General features: G+C 66.7%; 25 protein-coding genes and 1 tRNA gene. 11 read left to right on the top strand and 15 right to left on the bottom strand.

Annotated features, from left to right (window positions below; all coding sequences use genetic code 11):
* The first annotated feature begins 8 nt into the window (after window positions 1-8).
* Both KBY65_RS02580 and queA read left to right on the top strand, forming a co-directional pair.
* A complete protein-coding gene (locus KBY65_RS02580; RefSeq protein WP_254988478.1) occupies window positions 9-1,874 on the top strand; it encodes an APC family permease in 1,866 nt (621 codons plus the stop codon).
* 16 nt (window positions 1,875-1,890) lie between these two features.
* Window positions 1,891-3,015: a tRNA preQ1(34) S-adenosylmethionine ribosyltransferase-isomerase QueA gene (queA, locus tag KBY65_RS02575; protein WP_254988479.1), complete on the top strand. Its 1,125-nt coding sequence runs from the start codon at window positions 1,891-1,893 to the stop codon at window positions 3,013-3,015.
* Window positions 3,016-3,155: 140 nt separating this feature from the next.
* Here the strand turns inward: queA and KBY65_RS02570 are convergent, their stop codons facing one another.
* The 3 genes from KBY65_RS02570 to KBY65_RS02560 form a co-directional block, all read right to left on the bottom strand.
* Entirely contained in the window at window positions 3,156-3,755 is a 600-nt protein-coding gene (locus KBY65_RS02570) for a superoxide dismutase (protein WP_094560166.1), read from the bottom strand.
* 100 nt (window positions 3,756-3,855) lie between these two features.
* Window positions 3,856-4,497 (bottom strand): FKBP-type peptidyl-prolyl cis-trans isomerase, encoded by a 642-nt coding sequence (locus KBY65_RS02565; RefSeq protein WP_255000430.1) that lies wholly within the window; start codon window positions 4,495-4,497, stop codon window positions 3,856-3,858.
* 68 nt (window positions 4,498-4,565) lie between these two features.
* On the bottom strand, window positions 4,566-4,922 hold the full coding sequence (locus tag KBY65_RS02560; RefSeq protein WP_094560168.1) for a phasin family protein: 357 nt from the start codon (window positions 4,920-4,922) through the stop codon (window positions 4,566-4,568).
* A 48-nt stretch (window positions 4,923-4,970) separates the two neighbouring features.
* Here KBY65_RS02560 and KBY65_RS02555 point away from each other — a divergent pair, with 48 nt between their 5' ends.
* The gene (locus KBY65_RS02555) at window positions 4,971-6,446 is read left to right on the top strand and encodes an apolipoprotein N-acyltransferase (RefSeq protein WP_255000428.1); all 1,476 of its coding nucleotides are present in this window, start codon (window positions 4,971-4,973) and stop codon (window positions 6,444-6,446) included.
* Here the strand turns inward: KBY65_RS02555 and KBY65_RS02550 are convergent.
* Genes KBY65_RS02550 through KBY65_RS02540 form a run of 3 tightly spaced genes read right to left on the bottom strand, consistent with a single transcriptional unit; the run spans window position 6,371 to window position 7,438 of the window.
* A complete protein-coding gene (locus tag KBY65_RS02550) occupies window positions 6,371-6,826 on the bottom strand; it encodes a FluC/FEX family fluoride channel (RefSeq protein ID WP_255000426.1) in 456 nt (151 codons plus the stop codon). The genes KBY65_RS02555 and KBY65_RS02550 overlap by 76 nt on opposite strands.
* Entirely contained in the window at window positions 6,823-7,212 is a 390-nt protein-coding gene (locus tag KBY65_RS02545; protein ID WP_255000424.1) for a fluoride efflux transporter FluC, read from the bottom strand. Before KBY65_RS02545 ends, KBY65_RS02550 begins: the two co-directional genes overlap by 4 nt.
* Window positions 7,213-7,267: 55 nt before the next feature.
* Entirely contained in the window at window positions 7,268-7,438 is a 171-nt protein-coding gene (locus tag KBY65_RS02540; RefSeq protein ID WP_094560172.1) for a DUF2811 domain-containing protein, read from the bottom strand.
* A gap of 511 nt (window positions 7,439-7,949) precedes the next feature.
* Between KBY65_RS02540 and KBY65_RS02535 the strand changes: the two genes are divergently transcribed.
* Complete coding sequence (locus KBY65_RS02535; protein ID WP_254936282.1) at window positions 7,950-8,093, top strand: chlorophyll a/b-binding protein; 144 nt, start codon at window positions 7,950-7,952, stop codon at window positions 8,091-8,093.
* Between the two features lie 95 nt (window positions 8,094-8,188).
* Here the strand turns inward: KBY65_RS02535 and KBY65_RS02530 are convergent, their stop codons facing one another.
* Window positions 8,189-8,839 carry a class I SAM-dependent methyltransferase gene (locus KBY65_RS02530; protein WP_255000422.1) on the bottom strand — a complete coding sequence of 217 codons (651 nt, stop codon included), beginning with the start codon at window positions 8,837-8,839 and terminating at the stop codon, window positions 8,189-8,191.
* Between the two features lie 124 nt (window positions 8,840-8,963).
* Here KBY65_RS02530 and KBY65_RS02525 point away from each other — a divergent pair, with 124 nt between their 5' ends.
* From KBY65_RS02525 to KBY65_RS02515, 3 genes are read left to right on the top strand one after another with little or no spacing between them, the layout of a single operon-like run.
* A complete protein-coding gene (locus KBY65_RS02525) occupies window positions 8,964-9,917 on the top strand; it encodes an orange carotenoid-binding protein (RefSeq protein WP_094560174.1) in 954 nt (317 codons plus the stop codon).
* Window positions 9,914-10,711 (top strand): fatty acid desaturase, encoded by a 798-nt coding sequence (locus KBY65_RS02520; protein ID WP_255000421.1) that lies wholly within the window; start codon window positions 9,914-9,916, stop codon window positions 10,709-10,711. Before KBY65_RS02525 ends, KBY65_RS02520 begins: the two co-directional genes overlap by 4 nt.
* Window positions 10,712-10,761: 50 nt before the next feature.
* Window positions 10,762-11,079, top strand: coding sequence for a hypothetical protein (locus KBY65_RS02515; RefSeq protein ID WP_255000419.1), 318 nt, complete (start codon window positions 10,762-10,764; stop codon window positions 11,077-11,079).
* On the opposite strand, the gene KBY65_RS02510 is transcribed toward KBY65_RS02515, so the two are convergent.
* Together KBY65_RS02510 and KBY65_RS02505 are read right to left on the bottom strand one after the other, a co-directional pair.
* Window positions 11,076-11,255 carry a hypothetical protein gene (locus KBY65_RS02510; RefSeq protein ID WP_094560176.1) on the bottom strand — a complete coding sequence of 60 codons (180 nt, stop codon included), beginning with the start codon at window positions 11,253-11,255 and terminating at the stop codon, window positions 11,076-11,078. The two genes, KBY65_RS02515 and KBY65_RS02510, sit on opposite strands and share 4 nt — an antisense overlap.
* A 4-nt stretch (window positions 11,256-11,259) precedes the next feature.
* Window positions 11,260-11,691: an RrF2 family transcriptional regulator gene (locus KBY65_RS02505; RefSeq protein ID WP_094560177.1), complete on the bottom strand. Its 432-nt coding sequence runs from the start codon at window positions 11,689-11,691 to the stop codon at window positions 11,260-11,262.
* Between the two features lie 55 nt (window positions 11,692-11,746).
* Between KBY65_RS02505 and chrA the strand changes: the two genes are divergently transcribed.
* The 4 genes from chrA to KBY65_RS02485 all read left to right on the top strand — a co-directional run bounded on the left by chrA (window position 11,747) and on the right by KBY65_RS02485 (window position 15,695).
* The gene (gene chrA / locus KBY65_RS02500; protein ID WP_255000418.1) at window positions 11,747-13,105 is read left to right on the top strand and encodes a chromate efflux transporter; all 1,359 of its coding nucleotides are present in this window, start codon (window positions 11,747-11,749) and stop codon (window positions 13,103-13,105) included.
* A gap of 73 nt (window positions 13,106-13,178) precedes the next feature.
* Window positions 13,179-13,889 (top strand): hypothetical protein, encoded by a 711-nt coding sequence (locus KBY65_RS02495; protein ID WP_255000417.1) that lies wholly within the window; start codon window positions 13,179-13,181, stop codon window positions 13,887-13,889.
* A 153-nt stretch (window positions 13,890-14,042) separates the two neighbouring features.
* Window positions 14,043-14,267 (top strand): malate:quinone oxidoreductase, encoded by a 225-nt coding sequence (locus tag KBY65_RS02490; protein ID WP_255000416.1) that lies wholly within the window; start codon window positions 14,043-14,045, stop codon window positions 14,265-14,267.
* A gap of 90 nt (window positions 14,268-14,357) precedes the next feature.
* Window positions 14,358-15,695 carry a chloride channel protein gene (locus tag KBY65_RS02485; protein WP_255000415.1) on the top strand — a complete coding sequence of 446 codons (1,338 nt, stop codon included), beginning with the start codon at window positions 14,358-14,360 and terminating at the stop codon, window positions 15,693-15,695.
* Here KBY65_RS02485 and KBY65_RS02480 read toward each other — a convergent pair.
* From KBY65_RS02480 to ftsH, 6 genes are all read right to left on the bottom strand, one after another.
* Window positions 15,662-15,796, bottom strand: a complete 135-nt coding sequence (locus tag KBY65_RS02480; RefSeq protein WP_233128557.1) for a gamma-glutamyltransferase family protein — start codon at window positions 15,794-15,796, stop codon at window positions 15,662-15,664. The two genes, KBY65_RS02485 and KBY65_RS02480, sit on opposite strands and share 34 nt — an antisense overlap.
* A gap of 75 nt (window positions 15,797-15,871) precedes the next feature.
* Window positions 15,872-16,687, bottom strand: coding sequence for a glutathione S-transferase family protein (locus KBY65_RS02475; RefSeq protein WP_255000414.1), 816 nt, complete (start codon window positions 16,685-16,687; stop codon window positions 15,872-15,874).
* Between the two features lie 147 nt (window positions 16,688-16,834).
* Window positions 16,835-16,907 (bottom strand) — tRNA-Ala (locus KBY65_RS02470).
* 90 nt (window positions 16,908-16,997) lie between these two features.
* Window positions 16,998-17,636 carry a transcriptional repressor LexA gene (lexA, locus tag KBY65_RS02465; protein ID WP_094560182.1) on the bottom strand — a complete coding sequence of 213 codons (639 nt, stop codon included), beginning with the start codon at window positions 17,634-17,636 and terminating at the stop codon, window positions 16,998-17,000.
* 134 nt (window positions 17,637-17,770) lie between these two features.
* Window positions 17,771-18,724, bottom strand: a complete 954-nt coding sequence (gene argF / locus KBY65_RS02460) for an ornithine carbamoyltransferase (protein ID WP_094560183.1) — start codon at window positions 18,722-18,724, stop codon at window positions 17,771-17,773.
* 54 nt (window positions 18,725-18,778) lie between these two features.
* Window positions 18,779-20,659 carry an ATP-dependent zinc metalloprotease FtsH gene (gene ftsH, locus KBY65_RS02455; RefSeq protein ID WP_255000413.1) on the bottom strand — a complete coding sequence of 627 codons (1,881 nt, stop codon included), beginning with the start codon at window positions 20,657-20,659 and terminating at the stop codon, window positions 18,779-18,781.
* Between the last annotated feature and the right edge of the window lie 53 nt (window positions 20,660-20,712).

The following is a 20,712-nucleotide window of genomic DNA, read 5'->3' as shown; positions in this document are numbered from 1 at the left end:
TTGCGACTGTGAATCAGCCTGCAGCCACCGCTCTGATCCGCTGGCTGCTCGGCAGGCCTCTGCCGAAAGCTGCCGCTGCCTCCGAGCGCCTGCCCAGCGTGCAGGCCCTGCCGATCCTGGCTTCCGATGCCCTGTCTTCGGTGGCCTATGCCACGGAGGCTGCCCTGGGGGTGCTGGTGCTGGCCGGCAGCCAGGCGCTGCGGTTGTCACTGCCGATCACCCTGGCGATCATCGCCCTGATTGCCATCGTGGTGGCGTCCTATCGCCAGACGATCGAGGCCTACCCCCAGGGCGGCGGCTCCTACGTGGTGGCAAGGGAGAACCTAGGCACCGGCCCCTCCCTGCTGGCGGCTGCCGCCCTCTTGGTGGACTACACCCTCACGGCGGCGGTGAGCCTGATGGCCGGCACCCAGGCCCTCTCCTCGCTCTGGCCAGGGCTACTCCCCTATGAGGTGCCCCTGGCGCTGCTGTTGCTGCTGGCGGTGGGCTGGGCCAACCTGCGCGGCCTGCGCGAAGCCGGCCAGGCCTTCAGCATTCCCACCTACGCCTTTGTGGTGATGGTGGCGTTGCTGGCGGTTTTTGGCCTCCAGAACCTGGTGGTTGCCCATGGCTTTACCCCCGACGCCCCGCCGGACATCCGGGCCGTGGAGCCCCTGGGTCTGTTTCTGGTGCTGCGAGCCTTCAGCTCCGGTTGCTCGGCCATGACCGGCATCGAGGCCATCGCCAACGGCGTCTCGGTGTTTCGCGAGCCAGCCGCGCGCCGGGCCCGCGCCACGATGCTGGTGATGGGACTGATGCTGGGGGCCATGTTCCTGGCCGTCAGCGGCCTGGCCTATCTCTACGGGGTGGCGCCCGACCCCGATCGCACCGTGCTGGCCCAGGTGGGCATGCGGGTGTTCGGTGCCGGCAGTGGGCTGTTCTGGGCGCTGCAGATCACCACCCTGCTGATTCTCACGCTGGCGGCCAACACCGCCTTCGCGGGCTTTCCGCGCCTGGCGGCGATGCTGGCCCAGGACCGCTTCCTGCCACGTCAGATGGGCTGGATCGGCGACCGGCTGGTGTTCCAGAACGGCATCGCCGTGCTGCTGGCGGCCACGGCCCTGATCATCCTGGTGTGCCGCGGCGACACCACCGTGGCGGTGAACCTGTACGCCCTGGGCGTGTTCATGGCGTTCACCCTTTCGCAGGCCGGCATGGTGGTGCGCTGGTGGCGCCGGCGCGGTGCCGGCTGGTTCGGTCGGCTGGCCATCAACGCGTTGGGGGCCTTCACCACGTTGGTGGTGCTGCTGGTGATCGTGGTGAGCAAGTTTGCCGAGGGCGCCTGGACGGTGGTCATCGCCATCCCCCTGCTGGTGTGGTTGCTGGCCAGCATTCGCCGCCGCTATCGCCGCGTCTACGCCGCCATTGCCTTGCCTGTCGATGCCCAGAGCAGCGTTGTTCTGCCCCAGCGGCGCGATCCGGTGGGCAACCGCAGCATCGTCTGGATCGCCTCCTTCTCCCGTCCCTCCCTGGATGCTCTGCGCTACGCCGCCACGGTGTCGGATCAGGTGACGGCGGTGTGGGTGCGCTCGGAGGGCGACGACATCGAGCTGATCCGCGGCGACTGGCAGCGGCTGGTGGGCGAGTCGCCCGGCATCAGCCTGCGGATCCTGGACAGCCCCTTTGCTTCTCTGATCGATCCGTTCGTGGCGTTTGTGACTGGAGAGCAGCAAGCCCACCCGGAGGTGAGCCTCACGATCGTGATGCCGATGGCGATCCCGCGCTATCGCTTTGATTCCCTGCTGCTCAACCAGCGCGGCATCAACATGCACCGGGCGCTTGATGCCAGCGGCAACCGGGTGTTCACCCTGGTGCGCTACTACCTGCCGGCATGAGCCAGGGCCTGCTGCCATGAGCGATCCCGCCGATCTGCGGCTCTCCAGCTACGACTTCCAGCTTCCCGAGGAGCGCATCGCCCAGCAGCCGGTGGAGCCCCGCCATGCCGCCCGGCTGCTGGCGGTGGACCCGCCCGGGGTGGGCCCTGCTCCCCTGGCCCGCCACCTCACGGTGTGGGAGCTGCAGCAGGAGTTGCAGCAGGGTGATCTGCTGGTGGTGAACGACACCCGGGTGCTGCGGGCCCGCCTGGAAGCACGCCGGCCCAGCGGCGGTGCTGTGGAGCTGTTGGTGCTGGAGCCCTGGCAGGGTGGCCAGGGCCAATGGCTCTGCCTGGCGAAGCCCGCCAAGAAGCTCCGGCCGGGCGATTGGATCGAGGTGGTGGCCGATGGCCAGCCGCCCCTGGCGGTGCAGGTGCTCGGCAGCGACCCCACCACCGGCGGTCGCATCGTGCAGTTTCCGCCGCAATATGCCGATGCGGCGGCCCTGGAACCGCTGCTGATCCATTACGGCGCCATCCCGCTGCCGCCCTACATCCACGAGCACGACGCTGCCGACAACGAGCGCTACCAGACCCGCTATGCCGCTCGCCCCGGAGCGGTGGCTGCGCCCACGGCGGGCCTCCACCTCAGCGACGCCTTGCTGGCGGCGATCCGGGAGCGGGGCGTTGAGCTGGCCACCACCACCCTGCACGTAGGCCTGGGCACCTTCCGGCCGGTGGAAACGGAAGATCTGCGCCACTTGGAGCTGCACAGCGAGTGGGTGGAGGTGAGCCCGGCGCTGGTGGCCGCGGTAGCCGCCTGCCGGGCCCGCGGCGGCCGGGTGATCGCCATCGGCACCACCTCGGTGCGCAGCCTCGAAGCCGTGGCCCAGCTGCACGGCGGCGAGCTGCGGCCCCACACCGGCCCCGTGAATCTGGTGATCCAGCCCGGCTATCGCTTTGCCGTGGTGCAGGGCCTGCTCACCAACTTCCACCTGCCCAAGAGCTCCCTGCTGCTGCTGGTGAGTGCCCTGATCGGTCGCGAGCGCCTGTTGGCGTTGTATGCCGAGGCGATCGAGCGCCAGTATCGCTTCTTCTCCTATGGCGACGCCATGTGGATCGCGCCGGAGGCGGTGCTCAGTTCAGCCGCTCCATCGCTTTAAAGGGCCGGAGCTGCCAAGAACCTCAAGGCAGGATTACTGCTGGACTGCTGGCCAGAGAGGGAAAGAGGGGCCAGCAAAAAGCCCCCGGTTGGGGCCGGGGGCTGGGCAGGGCTGGCTTCAATCAGCCGAGCATGTGGGGATCAGGCAGCAGCCAGGTTGGCAGCCACGAAGTCCCAGTTCACTAGCTTCTCGAGGAAGGTGGTCATGTAATCGGGGCGGCGGTTCTGGTAATCGAGGTAGTAGGCGTGCTCCCACACATCCATGGTGAGCAGGGCCTTCTGGCCGTGGGCCAGGGGCAGGTCGGCGTTGGGGGTTTTGATGACCTTGAGGGTGCCGCCATCGAGCACCAGCCAGGCCCAGCCGCTGCCGAACTGGGTGGCGCCGGCGGTCTTGAACTGCTCGACGAAGGCTTCAAAACTGCCGAAGTCAGCGTTGATCTTGTCGGCGAGGGCGCCGCTGGGCTGGCCGCCGCCACCGGGCTTCATGCACTGCCAGTAGAAGCTGTGGTTCCACACCTGGGCAGCGTTGTTGAACACACCGGCCTTGCTGGCATCGCCGGCCACGGAGGTGATGGTGTCTTCCAGGCTCTTGCCGTCCAGGTCGGTGCCGGCCACCAGGTTGTTGAGGTTGGTCACGTAGGCGGCGTGGTGCTTGCCGTGGTGAAACTCAAGGGTGGAGCGGGAGATGTTGGGCTCGAGCGCATCGAGGCCGTAGGGCAGCGCGGGCAGCGTATGGGCCATGGATGGGAAACAAAGGAAGGGGGCAGGGTGGATTGGCGCAGCACAGAATCAGCGCAACCCACCAACCAGAGTAGGCATCTTAACGATTGCGTTCTGCGGCTCAGCCGCCGATGCGCAGCAGTTCGACCTCGAAGGTGAGGGTGGCATTGGGGGGAATGACGCCGCCGGCGCCGCGCTCGCCGTAGGCCAGATCAGGGGGAATCACCAGCTTGCGCTTGCCGCCCACCTTCATGCCGGCCACGCCCTCATCCCAGCCCTGAATCACCCGGCCACCGCCAAGGGGGAAGGAGAACGGCCCGCGGCCGTAGCTGCTGTCGAATTCGCTGCCGTTGGCCAAGGTGCCGCGGTAGTTCACCACCACCGTTTCACCGGCCACGGCTTCGGCGCCATCGCCCACCACCAGATCGGTGATGCGCAGGCCGCTGGGGGTGGTGCGCTCCTTGGGAGCGTTGAGCTCGCCCCCGAGGCCGCTGGCCTGGGCGATCTCAGCGCCGCTGGTCTGGTCGTTGTCGCTGGCCATCACAAACAGGGTGGGGTTGGGGTCGTCGGGGTCCAGTTCGAAGCGGCTGGTCACGGCCGGCCTGGCCGGCGCGTTGGCTGGAGCTGGGCTGGACAGCACGGCCGCTTCGGCAGCGCCACCGGGGTTGGCCGCCTGCACGGTGGTGGGATTCACCAGTTGGCTCACCAGGGCCAGCACCAGGCAGGCCACACACACGGCCGAGCTGATCAGGATGTCGCGCATGGGACCCCGCAGGTTGATCCGATTCTGCCGGGCAGTCGGCTGGCGTGCTCCCTTCAGTCGGGACTGTCTCAGTCGGGAATGTCCACTTCGGGGGGGGCTTGGGCTGGTGGTTGCTGGCGCAGGCCCCGCTCCAGACGGTCAATCCGGCCGCGCAGTTCATCGAGCTCCCGCTGCCGGGCCAGGCCCAAATCCTGCAGCAGCTGGTCTTTGTTGCGCTCCAGCTGGCGCTCGGCCTGCTGCTCCAGTTCGGGCGTTTCGCCCCGTAGGGCCTTCAGCACGTCGTCCACCAGGGCTGGGGCCTGGCTGGGATCGAGCTTGCCGCTGCGCACCCAGGCCTGGGTGACCGTGCGCAGTCGCTCCGACACCAGTGAGGTGGTGCCGAGGCCACGCAGCAGCAGTTGTTGGAGCGGGTTGTTCGGATCCATGGCGGCAATCGTCCTGCTTCACCTTGGCGCTTCCTACGCTCACTGGCCATGGGCAATGACCGGCTAGGGGGGTGGTGGCTGGCCGGGATGTCCGGGCTGCTGGCGGGGTTGGCGCTGCCCCCCCTGGGGCTGCCGCCCCTGCTCTGGCTGGCGCTGGCGGGGCTGTGGGCCCTGCCGGGCTCGGCGATCGGGGCCCGGGGCGGGGCCCTGTGGGCAGGGGCGGCCGTGCTGGTGAGTCACCGCTGGTTGCTGGGGCTCCACCCCCTCGACTGGATCGGCGTGCCGGGCCCCTTGAGCCTGCCGCTGGCCATGCTGCTGCTCGCGATCTGCGCCCTGGCGGGGGCTGGCCTGGTGGCCTTCTGGGTGGCCCTGGCCCAGCGCTTCGACCCCCGCCGGTTGAGCAGTGCCCTGTTGTTGAGCGCCGGTTGGGGCCTGGCGGAGGTGCTGCTGGCCAAGGGGCCGCTGTTCTGGCTGGGGTTGGGTGCGGCGGCGCTCCCCGGCGACCGACCCCTGGCAGGCCTGGCCGCCCTCGGCGGCAGCGGCCTGCTGGCCACCTTGCAGCTGCTGATCGGTTGGGGCCTGTGGCGCTGCGCGACGGTGCCCCAGCCCCGGGCCTGGATCGCTGCCACCGCTGCTGGCGTGGTTCTGAGCCATGGCCTCGGTGCAGCCGTGCTGGCGGCGCTGCCCCTAGGCCTGCCTGCGGGGCAGACCAGCTCCGGCGTGGAGCGGGTGCTGGTGCTGCAGCCGGCGATCCCCACGCGCCAGAAGTTTCAGTGGGCCCAGCAGCAGCGGTTGCAGCAGCGCTTAACGGCGGCGCTGGCGGAGGCGCAACAGCGCCGGGTGGATGCAGTGCTGCTGCCCGAGGGGGCCCTGGGGCTCGAGCCTGAGCTGGCGGCGCCGGTGCCGGTCGAACTGATCAGTGGTGGTTTCCGCTGGCAGGAGGTGGCCGGGGAGCCGCAGCAGCGCAGCGCCCTGCTGCGCATGGCTCCGGGGGAGCAGCAGGCCAGCAGTTGGCTCGACAAGCATCGGCTCGTGCCCTTGGGGGAATGGGTTCCCCTGGCGGGGCTGGGGCGATGGAGCGGTTTGTCGGCCGTGGGCGGCATCGAGCCGGGAGCGGCATCGCGGCTCCTGCCCCGGCCAGCGGGGGCCATTGCCGGGGCCATTTGCTACGAGCTCTCCGATGGTGCCGCCCTGGCCACCGCCAGCCGCGCTGGGGCGGGCTGGTTGCTGGCCAGTGCCAACCTCGACCCCTATCCCGCGCTGTTGCAGCAACAGTTTCAGGCCCTGGCCCAGCTGCGGGCGATTGAGACGGGCCGCTGGCTGGTGAGTGCGGCCAACACTGGCCCGAGTTTGTTGGTGAATGCCCGCGGCCGGGTGGTGGCCTCCCTGCCAGCGGGTCGGCCAGCCACGGGCGTGTTTGCCGTGCCCCGCCTGCAGACCCTCACCCCCTACGACCGCTGGGGCGAGGCTCCCTTGCTGCTGCTCGCCGGAGCCGCGGCGTGGCAGCGGCGGCCGAGGGCGTGACCCAGGGCCACCAGCACCAGGCCGCCCAGCAGGCTCGCCGCCAGCACCAACAGGCTGTCCCAGGCTTCGCCAGCCCGCAGGGCCCGGGCCAGTTGCAGCATCCAGGAGGAGAAGGTGGTGAGGGATCCGCAGAAGCCGATGCCGGCCCACAGCATCAGCCGCTTGCGCCGGACGGACTGGGCCAGCACCAGGCCCAGCAGCAGGCAGCCCAGCATGTTGGCGATGAAGTCGGCTCCCACCAAGCCGCGCAGGCCGCCGACTTCCGCCGTGCCGATGGCCTCAAGGCGCCAGCGCAGCAGGGCCCCGGGGATCGCTCCGGCGGCCACCAGGGCTAGATCGCGCAGGTCGCCACGGAGGCTGCGGGCGGGGGTGGTGCTCATGTCTCGGCCCCCAGGGAGAAGCCCGTCAGCATCGCCAGCAGCCCGCCGGCCACCGAGCCCCCGGCCAGCACGGCCGCTTCGCGCCAATGCCTGGCCACCAGCTCCGCCCGCAATTCGGCCGAGAAGGTGGAAAAGGTGCTGAAGCTGCCCAGAAAGCCGGTGCCGATCAACAGGAGCACCCGGCGGGATGCATCACCACAACTCTGCTCCAGGCCCACCATCAGGCCGAGGGCGAAACAGGCAATCAGGTTGACCCCGAAGGTGCCCCAGTGCCGCCTGGGCAGCACCGGTTCGAGGTGATCGACGACCCGGCAGCGCAGCCAGGCGCCCGGGACAGCGCCGATGGCCACCAGCAGGGCGTCAGCTCCTGGAGCTCCTGCGGCCATGGTTCAGCACTGGTGCCCCATCAGTCTGCAGTTCTGGGTGTTGGGGTCGCCTCGCTCAAGGCAGGGTTGGTAAGGGTGTCGGATCCTGGCGGCGAAACAGGCCATCGAGGTAGTGGCGGGCCACAACGCGGTCCTGGCAGCCGTGCTGGAACAGGAAGCCGGCCAGGGCGGCCTGCATCAGGCGGTACTGGTCCCACTGGGGATGCAGCCGGACAAACTCCCGCATCGCGTCGTAGAGGTCTTCCGGAAACTGGTTTTCGACCGAGACGGAGTTTGGGGGGGTGGTCCGGGATCTGGAGCATGGAGGCGTTGCCCTGAGCGAGCCCCCATCAGGCCACGCCACTGGCTCCGCCGTCAAAGGGCGTCCCAACAGGCGAGTCCGGCAAGACCCACAGACCCCAGGCCCGGGCCACAGGCACTTTCGGGCTTTTTTCCAGTTTGGCGCGCGCTCGGAAGTCGCCTGCGCAGAAGCGTCAAGGGGCCGGCCCGTTTTCCCCATCCCCGGACTCAGACGGGTGATGGACGGGGCCCTTCCGCCTCTCCATCCCTGTGGAAAAGGCCTCTAAACATTGGGGAGAAGCGACCCGGCTTGGGGAAAAGATCACTGCTCAGCAGTGGTGATCAATCCCAGGCTTGCGAGCAGGAGCGCTCATCTCTGGGGGCTAGATGCACCCACCACACCCGTCTGCTTCAAGATCTGTTACGATCATGTCAAGTTTCGTAACCAACGAACATTCATGGCTGATTCCGCTTCCCGTTTCGGTTTTGTTGCTTTTGCTGAAACCTGGAATGGTCGCCTGGCCATGCTCGGTTTCGTGATCGGCCTCGGCACCGAGCTGCTGACCGGACAGGGCATCCTGGGCCAGCTGGGTCTGGGCTGAGCCCCTCGGGCTTCGGCCTAACGAAAAGCCCGGCCAGCTCTGCTGGTCGGGCTTTTTTGTGTTGATTCAGAGCCTGCTGGTCTGATTGAAGTCGCTCACTCCGCCTTGGCCGCGCTCACGGCAAAGAAGGGATCGCCCTTGCCGCCGATCCAGCCGAGCACACCCGGCGCGGGGGTTTCTTCTGCCAGCAGCTGGGGCTTCGACCAGCCCTGGGCCAGCAGCACCTTCGCCACGGTGGCGAGGTGGTCGCGGTCGCCGCCCTCGGTCCAGATCTGGGGGGCTTTCTGGAAGAACATCCGGTTGCTGAAGGCCACGATCACCTCGCCTCGGGGCCGCACCACCCGCAGCAGTTCGGCGGCTACGGCTTCGGGTTGCTGCAGGTACTGCCAGCCGGCCACGATCAGCGCAACATCCACGCTGTTATCGGCCAGGGGAAGATCCTGATCGGTGTTGAGGTTTTGCACCCAGTGGCGATCGAGCCGGGGGTTGGCCGCCAGCTCTTCGGCGTTGAGGCCGTGGCCGATCACCTCCTGGTAGGTGAGCTCTTCGGGCAGATGGCTGACCCAGCTGCTCATCAGGTCCAGCACCACCGCGCAAGGCGGGATCCGCTCGCGATACAAGGTGGTCAGGCGCGCCCGGAAACTGGCATCAAGGTGATGCACGAACCGCGGCTCGGCGTAAAAGAGGGCGTCGTCGGAGCGATCGAGCTTGTCGCGATCAGCGTCGCTCAGCACGGGAACAGGCACAGGCACGGGAGCGGATGGGGGCACGGTCTAGGTGGGCCGGGCCGCAAATCAGATGCGCCTTACCAGGCGGGACCCTGTGAGGCTAGAGTTTGCAAATCTCTTTAACAATTGGGAGCGACGGCGCATGTTCACGCTTGAGAAAGCCACCCAGATCTTTCCCGACACTATGTCGGCCGACGTTGTGCCGGCCATCACGGCCCGTTTTCGGCTGCTGAGCGCCGAAGACCAACTGGCGCTGATCTGGTACGCCTACCTCGAGATGGGCAACACCATCACCGTCGCGGCCCCCGGTGCTGCGCGCATGCAGTTTGCCGAGCCCGTGCTCAACCAGATCAAGGCGATGAACTTCGCCGAGCAGAGCGCGGTGATGTGCGAGCTCGCCAACCGCACCGACACCCAGATCGGCCGCACCTACTCCTGCTGGTCGGTCAATATCAAGCTGGGCTTCTGGTATCAGCTGGGTGATTGGATGGCCGCCGGCCTGGTGGCGCCGATCCCCGAGGGCTACCAGCTCTCGGCCAACGCCTCCGCCGTGCTGAGCTCGGTCAAGGGCGTGGATCAGGGTCAGCAGATCACCCTGCTGCGCAACTTCGTGGTGGACATGGGCTACGACCCCGCCAAGGGCGAAGGCCAGCGCGTGATGGAGCCGATTGCCGCTCCCACGCCCGAGGAGCAGCGCAAGCGCGTGTTCATCGAGGGGGTGATCAACCCCACGGTGAACAGCTACATGGACCAGCTCAACGCCAACGACTTCGACAACCTGATCGACCTGTTCCTGGCCGACGGCGCCCTGCAGCCCCCCTTCCAGAAGCCGATCGTCGGTCGCGACGCCATCCTGCGCTTCTTCCGCGAAGACTGCCAAAACCTAAAGCTCCTGCCTGAGCGCGGTTTTGCTGAGCCCACCGAGGGAGACTTCACCCAGATCAAGGTCACGGGCAAGGTCCAGACCCCCTGGTTTGGCGCCGGCATCGGCATGAACGTGGCCTGGCGTTTCCTGCTCAATCCCGAGGGCAAGATCTACTTCGTGGCCATCGACCTGCTGGCCTCCCCGGCTGAGTTGTTGAAGCTGGGCCGTTGAGCAGGGCTTTGTGCCCCAGCCAAAGCCGTCTGACCACCACCACCCATCGCGGTCTGCTGCTCGCCGCAGTGATCTTGCTCGCCTGGCTCGCTTCCCTGCTGGGGCTGCTCAGTCTTGATTTGAGTCGGCTGCACGGGGCGGCCCTGGTGGCTCTGGTGGTGGTGTCCACGCTGGGGAGAACCTGGCTGCAGACCGGCCTGTTCATCGTTGGTCACGACGCCATGCATGGCGTGCTGGTGTTGGAGCGGCGGGGCTGGAATGATCGCCTTGGTGTCGTTGCCCTGGCGCTCTATGCGGCTTTGCCCTACGTGGCTTGCAGCCGCAATCACCAGAACCATCACCGGTTCACCGCCAGTGCGGATGATCCCGATTTCCATGGCGACCCCCGCGCCGGAACGCTGGGTTGGTACCGGCGCTTCATGGCTGGTTACCTTTCGGCGGGCCAGATGATGCGGCTGCTTGGCGGCTGGGGCTTGTTGGCGTTGATCGCCTGCCGGCTCCATCCGGCGGGCTGGATCAACGTGCTGCTGTTCTGCACCTTGCCCCTGCTGCTCAGTTCGCTGCAGTTGTTTGTGTTCGGCACCTATCTGCCGCACCGGCGCCAGCGGCTGCCCCATCAGCAATCCCAGGCCGACAGCCTCGATCTGCCCCCCTGGCTTTCGCTGCTGGCCTGTTATCACTTCGGTTACCACCGGGAGCACCACGACAGCCCGCAACTCGCTTGGTTCGAATTGCCCGCCCAACACCGCCGCGCCCGCCCGTCTCGGCGGGACCCAGGGCTCGCGGCAGCCTGAACCCCCGACTAACGTCCCTGCCAGGGCGCTTAAATCAAATGATGGAGACCATGCTGGAGGGATGGACGGAATCGGAACAGGCCGTCGCCCGCGAGGCCTTTGACCGCGCCTACGGCAGGGCTGTCGACCAATTGGTGGCGTCGGTGCAGGCCCAGGCCGTGGCGCTGGGCTCTGCCGAAACCGTGTGGGAGCTCCACGATTTTCTCAGCATCGAGCGGCACACGATTGAAGGGCGGTTTGATTTCCGCCTCGACGGCATTTTGTTTGTGTTTGCCAGTTTGGTGAAGGAAAGCTTGCTACAGATCGACGAACTGGCGGGTCTGGACGCTGAAAAACTGGCCAAGATCGAGGCCATGTCTCGCTTTTAGGCCCTGCTGTCTCCCCGCTTGGGCTGCGTCGGCAGCGGTAGCGGTATGGGTTGCTGGAGCACCGGCAACAGGCTGTTGATGCCGAGCATCACAAAGGCAAGGGCCCCCACCAGCGCCAGCAGACGCAGCCCCCAGGGCCGACCTTGGTCGTTGGGCCAGTCGTCGGAATCGGGCATGGGCCTAGATGTAAAACATCGGCTGTGGCTGCCTGAGGGCATCCCGCTCTCGCAACAACTGGGCCAGTGAGGTGGAGGCGAGCAAAGTCTCTCGGGCCTGCTCCAGTTTCTGCTCAAGGGCCGTCAGCACCAGGAACGTGGCGTCGCCAGGATCGCCCTGCCGCTCGCTGTTGCGGCTCCCTTCCAGAACATTGACCACGTCGGCAACGGTGATGCAGTCGGGATCCCTGGCGAGCTGAAAGCCCCCTCGTGGGCCGCGGATGCTGGTCAGCAGGCCGACTTTTCGCAGGTCGGTGAGCAGTTGCTCGAGGTAGCGCTCTGGGATGCCATGGCGCCGGCAGATCTCCCCGCTTTGCACCAAGGTGCCTGAGGGATAAGCTGCCGCCAACTCCATCAGGGCGACGAGTCCATAGTCGGTCTTGGCGCTGAAGCCCATGGCCGGGGATGGACAACCGTCATTGTGTCAGCCCAAGACCGGTGGTATGGATGCAATGGCAGCTGACCCCGTGGATCCCCAGCGTCAGGTGGGCCCTGCTCCGGTGAGCCTGGCCGATGCCAGCCGCTTCTGGCTCCAGCTTGGGGTGGTGAGCTTCGGTGGACCCGCCGGTCAGATCGCCCTGTTGCACCGTGAGTTGGTGGAACGCCGCCGCTGGCTGAGCGAGCGGCGCTATCTGCACGCGCTCAACTACTGCATGCTGCTGCCGGGGCCGGAGGCCACCCAGCTCGCCACCTATCTGGGTTGGTTGATGCACGGCGTGCCTGGTGGCCTGATTGCCGGAGGGCTGTTCCTGCTGCCCTCGGTGCTGGTGCTGACGCTGCTCTCCAGCGTCTACGTGCATTGGGGCCAGTTGCCCCTGTTGGTGGCGGTGTTCGCGGTGCTCAAGCCAGCGGTGCTGGCGATCGTGGTGGTGTCGGCCTGGCGGCTGGGTCGGCGTGCGCTGCGCTCGTTCTGGCTCGCCGGCATTGCGTTGGCTGCCTTTTTGGCCCTTGCGGTGCTGGGTCTGCCCTATCCCTTGGTGGTGGGTGTGGCGGCGCTCACGGGTGCCTTGGTTGGCCGCTGGCGTCCCGAGGCCTTGCTGCTCCCACCGCCGCTGGGGCCGGCCGTTGCAGGGCTGGTGCCAGGGCCGGCCCAAGCGCTGCTGCAGCCTGAGCCCATCCATGGCGATCACACGCCCACGCCAGCCCACGCCCGCTTCAACCGGCGACGCCTGGCCCGCACCCTGCTGATCTGGGCGCTGGCCCTGATCCTGCCCCTGGCGATGCTCACCGCAATGGCCGGCTGGAATGGCACCCTGCCCCTGATGGCCCGCTTCTTCACGCGGGTGGGCCTGCTCAGCTTCGGCGGGGCCTATGCGGTGCTTCCCTACGTCGCCCAGGGGGCGGTCGAGCAGTTTGGCTGGCTGTCGGCGGCCCAGATGGTTGACGGCCTGGCCCTGGGGGAGACCACGCCGGGGCCGCTGATCATGGTGGTGGCCTTCGTGGGCTTCATGGGCGGCTGGACCACCGGTGCCGGGGCTGTGGCCGCCACCCTGGTGACCGTGTGGTTCACCTTTCTGCCCTCCTTCGGTTTCATCCTGGTTGGCGCCCCGCTGGTGGAGGCCAGCCGAGACAACCTCCGCATCGGCGCACCCCTCACCGCCATCACCGCTGCGGTGGTGGGCGTGATCGCCAGCCTGGCCCTGTTCTTTGCGGGCCCGGTGCTCTGGCCAGCCGGGCGCTTCGATGCCGCGGCGGCTCTCGTCGCCGGGCTGGCGATGCTGGCTCTGGTGCGATGGCATTGGAGTGTGCTGCAGCTGATTGGTGTGGCCGCAGGCCTGGGTGTGTTGATGCAGTTGCTGGCCCCGCGTTGAGCGCGCCAAGCCAACGCCTCATCGCCTCGCACCTCCCAACTTCCTATTGTTCGATGGAGCTATGGCTCCTGGTATGGATTTCGCCACTGCTGCTTCCGCGCCTGACCCCAAGGCACCGCTAGCTAAGCAACGCCAGTGGCTGGAGCTGCAGCGTCTCGCCTTTGCCAACGACCAAGCCGAGATGCGCTTCGAAAGCGAGGCCCTGGCCGATGAGATTGGTCTGACGGTCAACCTCACCCGCTTTGAGCCCCGGGAGAAGCATCAGGCGTTTGCCCATAAAGCCTCCTTACTGCTAGCCGGCGACATGGCCGTCAGTGCTGCTGCCTATGTGCCCTTGGTCGCCAGCACCGAGGACTACAGCGAAAGCACCCTTGGGATTCCATATCAAGGTGGCACGCGTTATCGGATTGAGGGACGCGATTGGTTTGATCGGGCCGGCCATCAGGCCATCTACCTCCCAGGTCAGGCTTATGAAGTGGAAACCGACCACTTCAATGGCCTGCTGTTCAACCTCAATCCCCAGCGCCTGGTTCAAACCATTGGCCGGGAAAGCAAAAGCCGGATTCCGCTTGAGCTGGCCGAGCGTTGGGTGGAGCGGCCCGTGCCGATCAATCTGTGCGATCCGCGCATGATCCAGCAGCAGCGCATCATTGAGAGTGGTCTCGAAACTCTGGCCAGCAACAGTGGCATTGGTTTGGGGCACCCCTATTCATCACTGGCACTTGGGCTGGAAACATTGGTTTATCAGTGCAGTGCCCGCATGCTGCTGATTTCCCTAAACTGAGCCAATCTGCTCTTGGTATAGCCCCCACTACTGGCAATACGAGCTGAGTTCGTTGGCATTGAGGCCAGCAGTCTTCAGCGCCACCATGAATTTGTCGGCAGCACTCCCTGCAACTGCCAAGCTTCCATCTAGTTGTAGAGGGTGACCACGTGGATGCCCAACTCCTCTGAAATCCGAGCTTCGCCTGGCGCTTCCACGGCCACCACCATCATGGTCAGCATGATTGAAACAGTCCTGCGGGATGAGCTCATCGGCGATTGGAAAGCAAAGATGCGCGAAATCATTCCCTCCTATGGGCACGATCTCAAGCAGGATGCGGCGATGTTGACCAAGGTGCGCGCTGAAACAGCTGAGATCCTTGGTTTGCAGAATGCTTAAATTGTACTGATTCGACCCAGGAGGCACGCTGATCGACCTGTTCAAACCCCTGGTGCTTGATCCCGGCAATGCCTGCTTGCAGAGCTGCCCGTGACTCCGGTTCGTGCTCCGGCAGCGGTTGCCCTGGCTGGCTGGTTGCTGCTGGGGCTGTTGTTTGGGCTGCTGATGTGGCCCTATCAGGCCCTCTCAGAACTGGGCTTCCTGTTGCAGCGGGGGCTCTGGCTGGCGGCTCAACCCCGGCCGCTACTCGGCTGCGTGGTGGTGTTTGCGGCCACGAGCCTGCTGGTGCTGCTGGCTTGGGGGCCGCTGGCCGCGGGCCGCGGTGGCGGCACGACGGCGCTGCTCGCCCTCGATCGCGCGCCCCAGGCTGAGCGCAGCGCCCGGGAGGCGCTCTGGCTGCAACAGCTCAGCCTCGCCACCCAGCTGCGGCGGCTGCCCCTGATGCTGCTCACCCACCTGGGCGGCTTGGCGGTGGGGGTGGAGTCGCCCTCGGTGGCGCTGGGGGCGAGCGTGCTGCTGGCCATCCGCCGGCGCTGGCCTCGTTTTCAGCTGCTGGCTGCCCTTCCGCCGCAACTGGTGGCCGTGATCGGAGGCGCAGCCGGGCTGGGGGCGGCGTTTCGCTCCCCCCTGCTGGCCGTGGCCTATGGCCTGGAAGAGCTGGGCCAGCGCAGCGGTCTGCCGCTGGTGCTGCCAGCGCTGCTGCTGGCGGGCAGTGGCACCCTGCTGGCCACCACCACGGGCCAGCCGGCCCGTCTGCCGGGCCTGGATCTCGGAGCCCTGGCACCGGAGCTGTGGGGCTGGGTGGTGCTGCTCACCCTGGTGGGAGCCGCTGGAGGAAGCCTGTTCGTGCGCTTGCTGCTGCCCGCAGCCGCCTGGGTGAAACGCCTGCTGGCCAAGCGGCTGCTGCTGGGTGCCCTGCTGCTGGCCGCCAGCCTCACGCTGCTGGCGTTCGTCAGTGGCGGCCTCAGCCTCAACGACGGCTCTCTGTCGCTGGCGGCGGCCCTGAGTGGTGAATCCGTGGGATCACCGCTCCTCTGGCTGTGGCGCCTGCTGGCCAGCGTGCTCAGCCTTGCCCTGGGGGCCCCCGGGGGGTTGATGCACGACAGCATGAGCCTCGGAGCCTTGCTGATCAGTCCGCTGCAGGGCCTGCCAGGGCTCACCAGCAACGACCTGGCCCAGCTGGCAGCGGTGGGGGCCACGGCCCTGTTCGCCGCTGCCCATGGCGCGCCGCTGTTCTGCGCCGCTTTTGTGTTCACCTTGCAGGGGGATCCGGCTCTGTTGCCGCTGCTGCTGCTGGTGGCCGCGATGGCGGCAGCCCTCGGCGAGCGCTGGCGTGGCGAGGGCTGGAACGACCACCAGGTGCGGGTGTTGCTGGAGGCGAAGCCCAGCGCCCCTCAGAACCCGAGCGCGACCCCATCGAGCCGGTGATCCACGGCCTGCTGGGGATTCATGCCCCGATCGAGGGCGTTCACCAGGATCTCGGTGAGCCCATGGGGGTGGGCGTTGCCCTCCGGATCCACGGCGCACACGTAGCTGGCGTCGCCGGTAATCTTCAGTTGCGGCTTAGATTGTGAACCGTTCCTGGCATTGCCGTGGAGCTATGTCTAATCGTGGATGACCAGCGGGGTGTGGCGGGCTGCGATGACGGCCTGCACAAAGCTGCGCTTCTGAAAACGGGTCCAAATGTTGGCTGATTGAAACCCTGTTCTTGTTTGGAAGTGCTGCCACCACTGACGGATATCGTCCCGTTCGAGCAGCTGGAGCTCGTCGGTCATGCTGAGACGAGCCAGTAATACCGCCACCACGATGTCGGCCCGGCTAAGACGATCCCCAAAAAGGCCTGCTTCAAACTGTGGTGCTGGCAGAGCACAGAGATGAGCGTGCACCTGCTCGCGCATGGATTTCAAGGTTTGGGCTGGTGGCACATCGGTCAAGGCCGCCAACCGCTCACGATCCTGCTGGGCTTTGGCCCGCAGGGATGCGCCACCGTCAGCTGCCTGCTCCGCCCTGGCCTCAAGGCTTCGGCTCAGGCCCCCTAGCACCCTCTTCACAACTGGAAGGAGCAGGGGCTTGCTCACCAGCAACTTGCTGAAGGTGAGGTTTTCGATCGAAATGGCGTAGTGGTCAGTTACAACCTGGTCAATCGCTGGCGCCAACCCCGCATCAGCATCCAGCCAATTCGCGCCGGCCTGGTGAGCGCTGAAAGCGAGGATGTCGGCGCTGTCGGTCAGCAGCAGTCCGGGGCCACGCAGCGTGGGCACCGTCATATGGGGGTTGAGCTGGCGGTAGGCATCGCTCAACTGCTGCTTGGCGATGTGGATATCCAGGAGTCGACTGATGGTCGCCACCCCCGCTTCTGCCAGTGCCAACCGCGCCACCATCGAGTAGTAGGAGGGGGCAGCATGAAACAGCTCCAGCACGGGTCTCTCCAGATCGACCTGAGTGTGATGTACGGGGCTCCTGAATGCCAGGCTCACCACGTTGGGGCTGTGGCTTGGCTCAAAGCGCCCCATGCGCTCCGATGCAGCACACACAAAAAAACCCAGGCTGGGCCTGGGTTCTCTCGATGGAGCCAAGCGGATTCGAACCGCTGACCCCCTGCATGCCATGCAGGTGCTCTACCAGCTGAGCTATGGCCCCGAAAAGGCGCTTTGGCAGCAATGACGCTGGTCGTCTCGCTTTGGCCCGTGGGCCTTGCCGTGCGCTAGTTGAGCTTACAACGCTGCCTGTTCAGACCTGGCGCCAGACGGCCACCAGCTTGCCCTGCACCGTCACTTGGTCTGCGGGAAGCACGATTGGTTCGTAGGCCGGGTTGGCGGCCTCCAGGGTCACCGTGGCGCCACTGCGGTGGAAGTGCTTGAGGGTGGTGCCACTGCCTGGCACCAGGGCGCTCACGATCGTGCCGGCCTTGAGGCGGCTGGGGTCGGGCACCGGCTCCAGCAGGACCACGTCGCCATCAGCGATGTGGGCATCCACCATCGAATCGCCGTTCACCGTGAGGGCAAACAGGCCGCGGGTGTCGAGCACCGGGGCCAGGTCGAGTCGCTCCTGGACGTCGTCGAAGGTTTCCACCAGGCCACCAGCGGCCACGGCGCCTAGCACCGGAATGCCGCTGGCCATGCCGCCCAGCAGTTGCAGGGTGCGGGCCTGGCCCTCCTGCCAGGTGATCCAGCCTTTCAGCTGGAGGTGGCGCAGGCGGCTTTGGATCGGCGCCGGCGAGCGCAGCCCCATGGCCTCCATCATCTGGCGGATCGAGGGGCTGTGGCGGTGGGCGCCGATGTAGTCGGCCAGCCAGTCGTAGAGCTCCCGCTGGGCCGTGGTCAGCTCTTGCTGGGTGTCGTGATGGCCTTGATGAGCAGGCTGGGGCACCGGGTTGGCGTCGCTGATACAGATGTACCGCCTCGTGGGCGCTTTGTCCAGCTCTGTCGCGGGCGGATTTCGCTTAAAGGCTGGGCGACAGGGATGGAACCGGCGAAGTCGACGGGAGCGTGCCGCCATCCGGTTCAGGGCTCGGCCAGCAGCGCCGCCAGCAGGGCCTGCTGGGCGTGCAGGCGGTTTTCGGCCTGATCGAAGATGCGGCTGGCGCTGCCCTCCATGGCACCGGCGCTGATCTCCAGGCCCCGATAGGCCGGCAGGCAGTGCAGCACGATCGCCCGGGGATCGGCCTCCGCCACCAGCTCTTCGTTCAGGCACCAGCCGGCAAAGGCCCGCTCCCGCTCCGCCTTTTCCTCTTCCTGCCCCATCGACGCCCACACATCGGTGTAGAGAGCATGGGCGCCGCGCACGGCCGCCACCGGCTCATGCAGCACCTCCACACTGCTGCCGTGGGCCGCTGCCAGGGCGCGGGACTGGTCGAGCACCGCGGCGTCGGGCTCGAAGCCTTTGGGGCAACCGATGCGCACGTTCACACCCAGCAGGGCACCGCTGAGCATCAGCGAGTGGGCCACGTTGTTGCCATCGCCCACGTAGCTGAGGGTAAGACCAGCCAGCTCGCCGAAGGCCTCCTGCAGGGTGAGGAAGTCGGCCAGGGCCTGGCAGGGGTGCTCCAGGTCGGTGAGGGCGTTGATCACGGGGATCGAGGCCCAGTGGGCGTAGTCCGCCAGTTCTTCCTGGGCGAAGGTGCGGATCGCCAGGGCATCCACGTAGCGGCTCAGCACCCGGGCCGTGTCAGCCACGGGCTCGCCCCGGCCCACCTGGGTTACCTGGGGGTTGAGGTCGAGGGTTTGGCCGCCGAGGCGCGCCATGGCCACCGAAAAGCTCACCCGGGTGCGGGTGGAGGCCTTGGTGAAGATCAGGCCGAGGGTCTTGCCGTCGAGATTGATGTGGCTGCGCCCGGCCTTGAGGTCGGCGGCCAGCCGCAGCATGCTCAGCGTCTGTTCGGCGCTCAGGTCGGCGGAGGAGAGGAGATCCCTGCCGCGCAGCTCAGCCAGGGCCGGGTATCCGTTGATGGCAGCCATGGCTGCATCTCTAAAGAACCCTTATCCGTGATCAGGTGCCCCGGCGTCAAGGCCTCAGGCCGTCACCCCGGCCTCCTCGGGCAGCACGCTGCTGGCCAGCAGTTCCTTGAGGTTGTCTCCTTCGATCACCTCCTTCTCCAGGATCTGTTGGGAGATGCTCTCCATCAGGTCCCGGTTGTGGTGCAGGATCGCCAGTGCACGCGCGTGGGCGTTGTCAACCAGGGTGCGCACCTCCTTGTCGATCGCCTGAGCCGTGGCATCGCTGACGGAACGGCGGGGGTTGTTGCCGCCGCCGAGGAAGCGGCCGCCGCCTTGCTTGTCGTAGGCAAGGGGCCCGAGGGTTTCACTCATGCCATAGGTGCCCACCATCTGCTCGGCGATGTCGGTGGCGCGCTGCAGGTCGTTGGCGGCTCCGGTGGTGACTTCACCAAACACGATCTCCTCGGCGCTGCGGCCGCCCAGCAGGGTGGCGATCTGGCCTTCGAGGTCTTCCTTGGAGTTGAGGAAGCGCTCTTCGGTTGGCAGCTGCAGGGTGTAGCCCAGGGCGCTCATGCCCCGGGGCACGATCGAGATCTTGGCCACCTTGCTGCCGCCGGGCATCAGGTGGCCAACGATCGCGTGGCCCACTTCGTGGTAGGCCACCACTTTCTTCTCGTCGGGCTGGAGCACCCGGCTCTTCTTCTCCAGGCCAGCCACCACGCGCTCAATCGCTTCGTTGAGGTCGGCCTGCTCCACTTCGGTGCGGTAGGCGCGGGCCGCCAGCAGGGCCGCCTCGTTCACCAGGTTGGCCAGGTCGGCACCGGCAAAGCCACTGGTGGCCTGGGCGATTTTGTCAACGTCAACGCTGCTCGAGAGCTTCACCTTCTTGGCGTAGATGTCAAGGATCAACTTGCGACCAGACAGGTCGGGGCGATCCACCAGCACCTGGCGGTCGAAACGACCCGGGCGCAGCAGTGCAGCATCGAGGGTTTCCGGCTGGTTGGTGGCCGCCAGCACGATCACCGGTTTGTCCTGGCCGGTGAAGCCATCCATCTCGGTGAGCAGCTGGTTGAGGGTCTGCTCGCGTTCGTCGTTGCCGCCGACCACACCCATCGAGCCGGAACGGCTCTTGCCGATGGCGTCGAGTTCGTCGATGAAAATGATGCAGGGTGCTTTCTTTTTGGCCTCTTCGAAAAGATCACGCACTCGGGCTGCGCCGGCGCCGACGAACAGCTCCACGAATTCGGAGCCGGAAATGATGAAGAAGGGCACTTCCGCCTCGCCGGCCACAGCCTTGGAGAGCAGGGTTTTGCCAGTGCCGGGAGGGCCCACCAGCAGCACGCCTTTGGGAATGCGGGCGCCGATGGCGGCGTAGCGCTCGGGCTTCTTGAGGAAGTCGACGATCTCGGCGAGTTCGGCCTTGGCCTCATCCACACCGGCCACATCGGCGAAGGTGACCCGGGATTCCTCATCGGGCACGTACACCTTGGCCTTGCTCTTGGTGAAGCTCAGGGCCCCCTGGGCGCCGCCGCCCATCTGGCGGCGGGCGAAGAACTGGAGCACCAGGATGAAGATCAGCGGCGGCACCACCCAGCTCAGGGCCGTGGTGATGAAGCTGGGCTTCTGGGGCGGCGCGGCGGCAAACTCGACCCCGTGCTGCTCCAGCCGCTGGGGCAGATCCATGTCGAAGATCGGCGTGGTGGAGAGCACGGTGGGTGCGCCCTCCTCAGAGGCTTCCTTGAGCTCGTAGCGGATCTGGTCGGAGGTGATGTAGGCACGCTTGACGTTGCTGTCGTTCACCTGGTCGATGAACAGCGAGTAGGGCACCCGCGGCACCTGGGCTCCCTGGTTGGGTAGGAAGTTGCTGAACAGCAGCAGCACGCCGAAGCCGATCAACACCAGGTTGATAATTCCGAAGCGGCGGTTGGGGCGGTTGTCGTCCTGGCGGATCGCCATGGTGCGGCAGCCAAAGGTCTAACCAAGCTAGGCCTGTGCTCCCCATCGGCGAT

Source organism: Cyanobium sp. Alchichica 3B3-8F6 (assembly GCF_024346435.1).
Taxonomy (GTDB): domain Bacteria; phylum Cyanobacteriota; class Cyanobacteriia; order PCC-6307; family Cyanobiaceae; genus Cyanobium_A.
This window is presented reverse-complemented; position numbering and strand designations above follow the sequence as displayed.

Coding starts and splice junctions, on each gene's coding strand:
- queA (WP_254988479.1), top strand. CDS start 1,891: ATGAGCGATCCCGCCGATCTGCGGCTCTCCAGCTACGACTTCCAGCTT.
- KBY65_RS02570 (WP_094560166.1), bottom strand. CDS start 3,755: ATGGCCCATACGCTGCCCGCGCTGCCCTACGGCCTCGATGCGCTCGAG.
- KBY65_RS02565 (WP_255000430.1), bottom strand. CDS start 4,497: ATGCGCGACATCCTGATCAGCTCGGCCGTGTGTGTGGCCTGCCTGGTG.
- KBY65_RS02560 (WP_094560168.1), bottom strand. CDS start 4,922: ATGGATCCGAACAACCCGCTCCAACAACTGCTGCTGCGTGGCCTCGGC.
- KBY65_RS02555 (WP_255000428.1), top strand. CDS start 4,971: ATGGGCAATGACCGGCTAGGGGGGTGGTGGCTGGCCGGGATGTCCGGG.
- KBY65_RS02550 (WP_255000426.1), bottom strand. CDS start 6,826: ATGAGCACCACCCCCGCCCGCAGCCTCCGTGGCGACCTGCGCGATCTA.
- KBY65_RS02545 (WP_255000424.1), bottom strand. CDS start 7,212: ATGGCCGCAGGAGCTCCAGGAGCTGACGCCCTGCTGGTGGCCATCGGC.
- KBY65_RS02540 (WP_094560172.1), bottom strand. CDS start 7,438: ATGCGGGAGTTTGTCCGGCTGCATCCCCAGTGGGACCAGTACCGCCTG.
- KBY65_RS02535 (WP_254936282.1), top strand. CDS start 7,950: ATGGCTGATTCCGCTTCCCGTTTCGGTTTTGTTGCTTTTGCTGAAACC.
- KBY65_RS02525 (WP_094560174.1), top strand. CDS start 8,964: ATGTTCACGCTTGAGAAAGCCACCCAGATCTTTCCCGACACTATGTCG.
- KBY65_RS02515 (WP_255000419.1), top strand. CDS start 10,762: ATGCTGGAGGGATGGACGGAATCGGAACAGGCCGTCGCCCGCGAGGCC.
- KBY65_RS02510 (WP_094560176.1), bottom strand. CDS start 11,255: ATGCCCGATTCCGACGACTGGCCCAACGACCAAGGTCGGCCCTGGGGG.
- KBY65_RS02505 (WP_094560177.1), bottom strand. CDS start 11,691: ATGGGCTTCAGCGCCAAGACCGACTATGGACTCGTCGCCCTGATGGAG.
- chrA (WP_255000418.1), top strand. CDS start 11,747: ATGGCAGCTGACCCCGTGGATCCCCAGCGTCAGGTGGGCCCTGCTCCG.
- KBY65_RS02495 (WP_255000417.1), top strand. CDS start 13,179: ATGGATTTCGCCACTGCTGCTTCCGCGCCTGACCCCAAGGCACCGCTA.
- KBY65_RS02490 (WP_255000416.1), top strand. CDS start 14,043: ATGCCCAACTCCTCTGAAATCCGAGCTTCGCCTGGCGCTTCCACGGCC.
- argF (WP_094560183.1), bottom strand. CDS start 18,724: ATGGCTGCCATCAACGGATACCCGGCCCTGGCTGAGCTGCGCGGCAGG.
- ftsH (WP_255000413.1), bottom strand. CDS start 20,659: ATGGCGATCCGCCAGGACGACAACCGCCCCAACCGCCGCTTCGGAATT.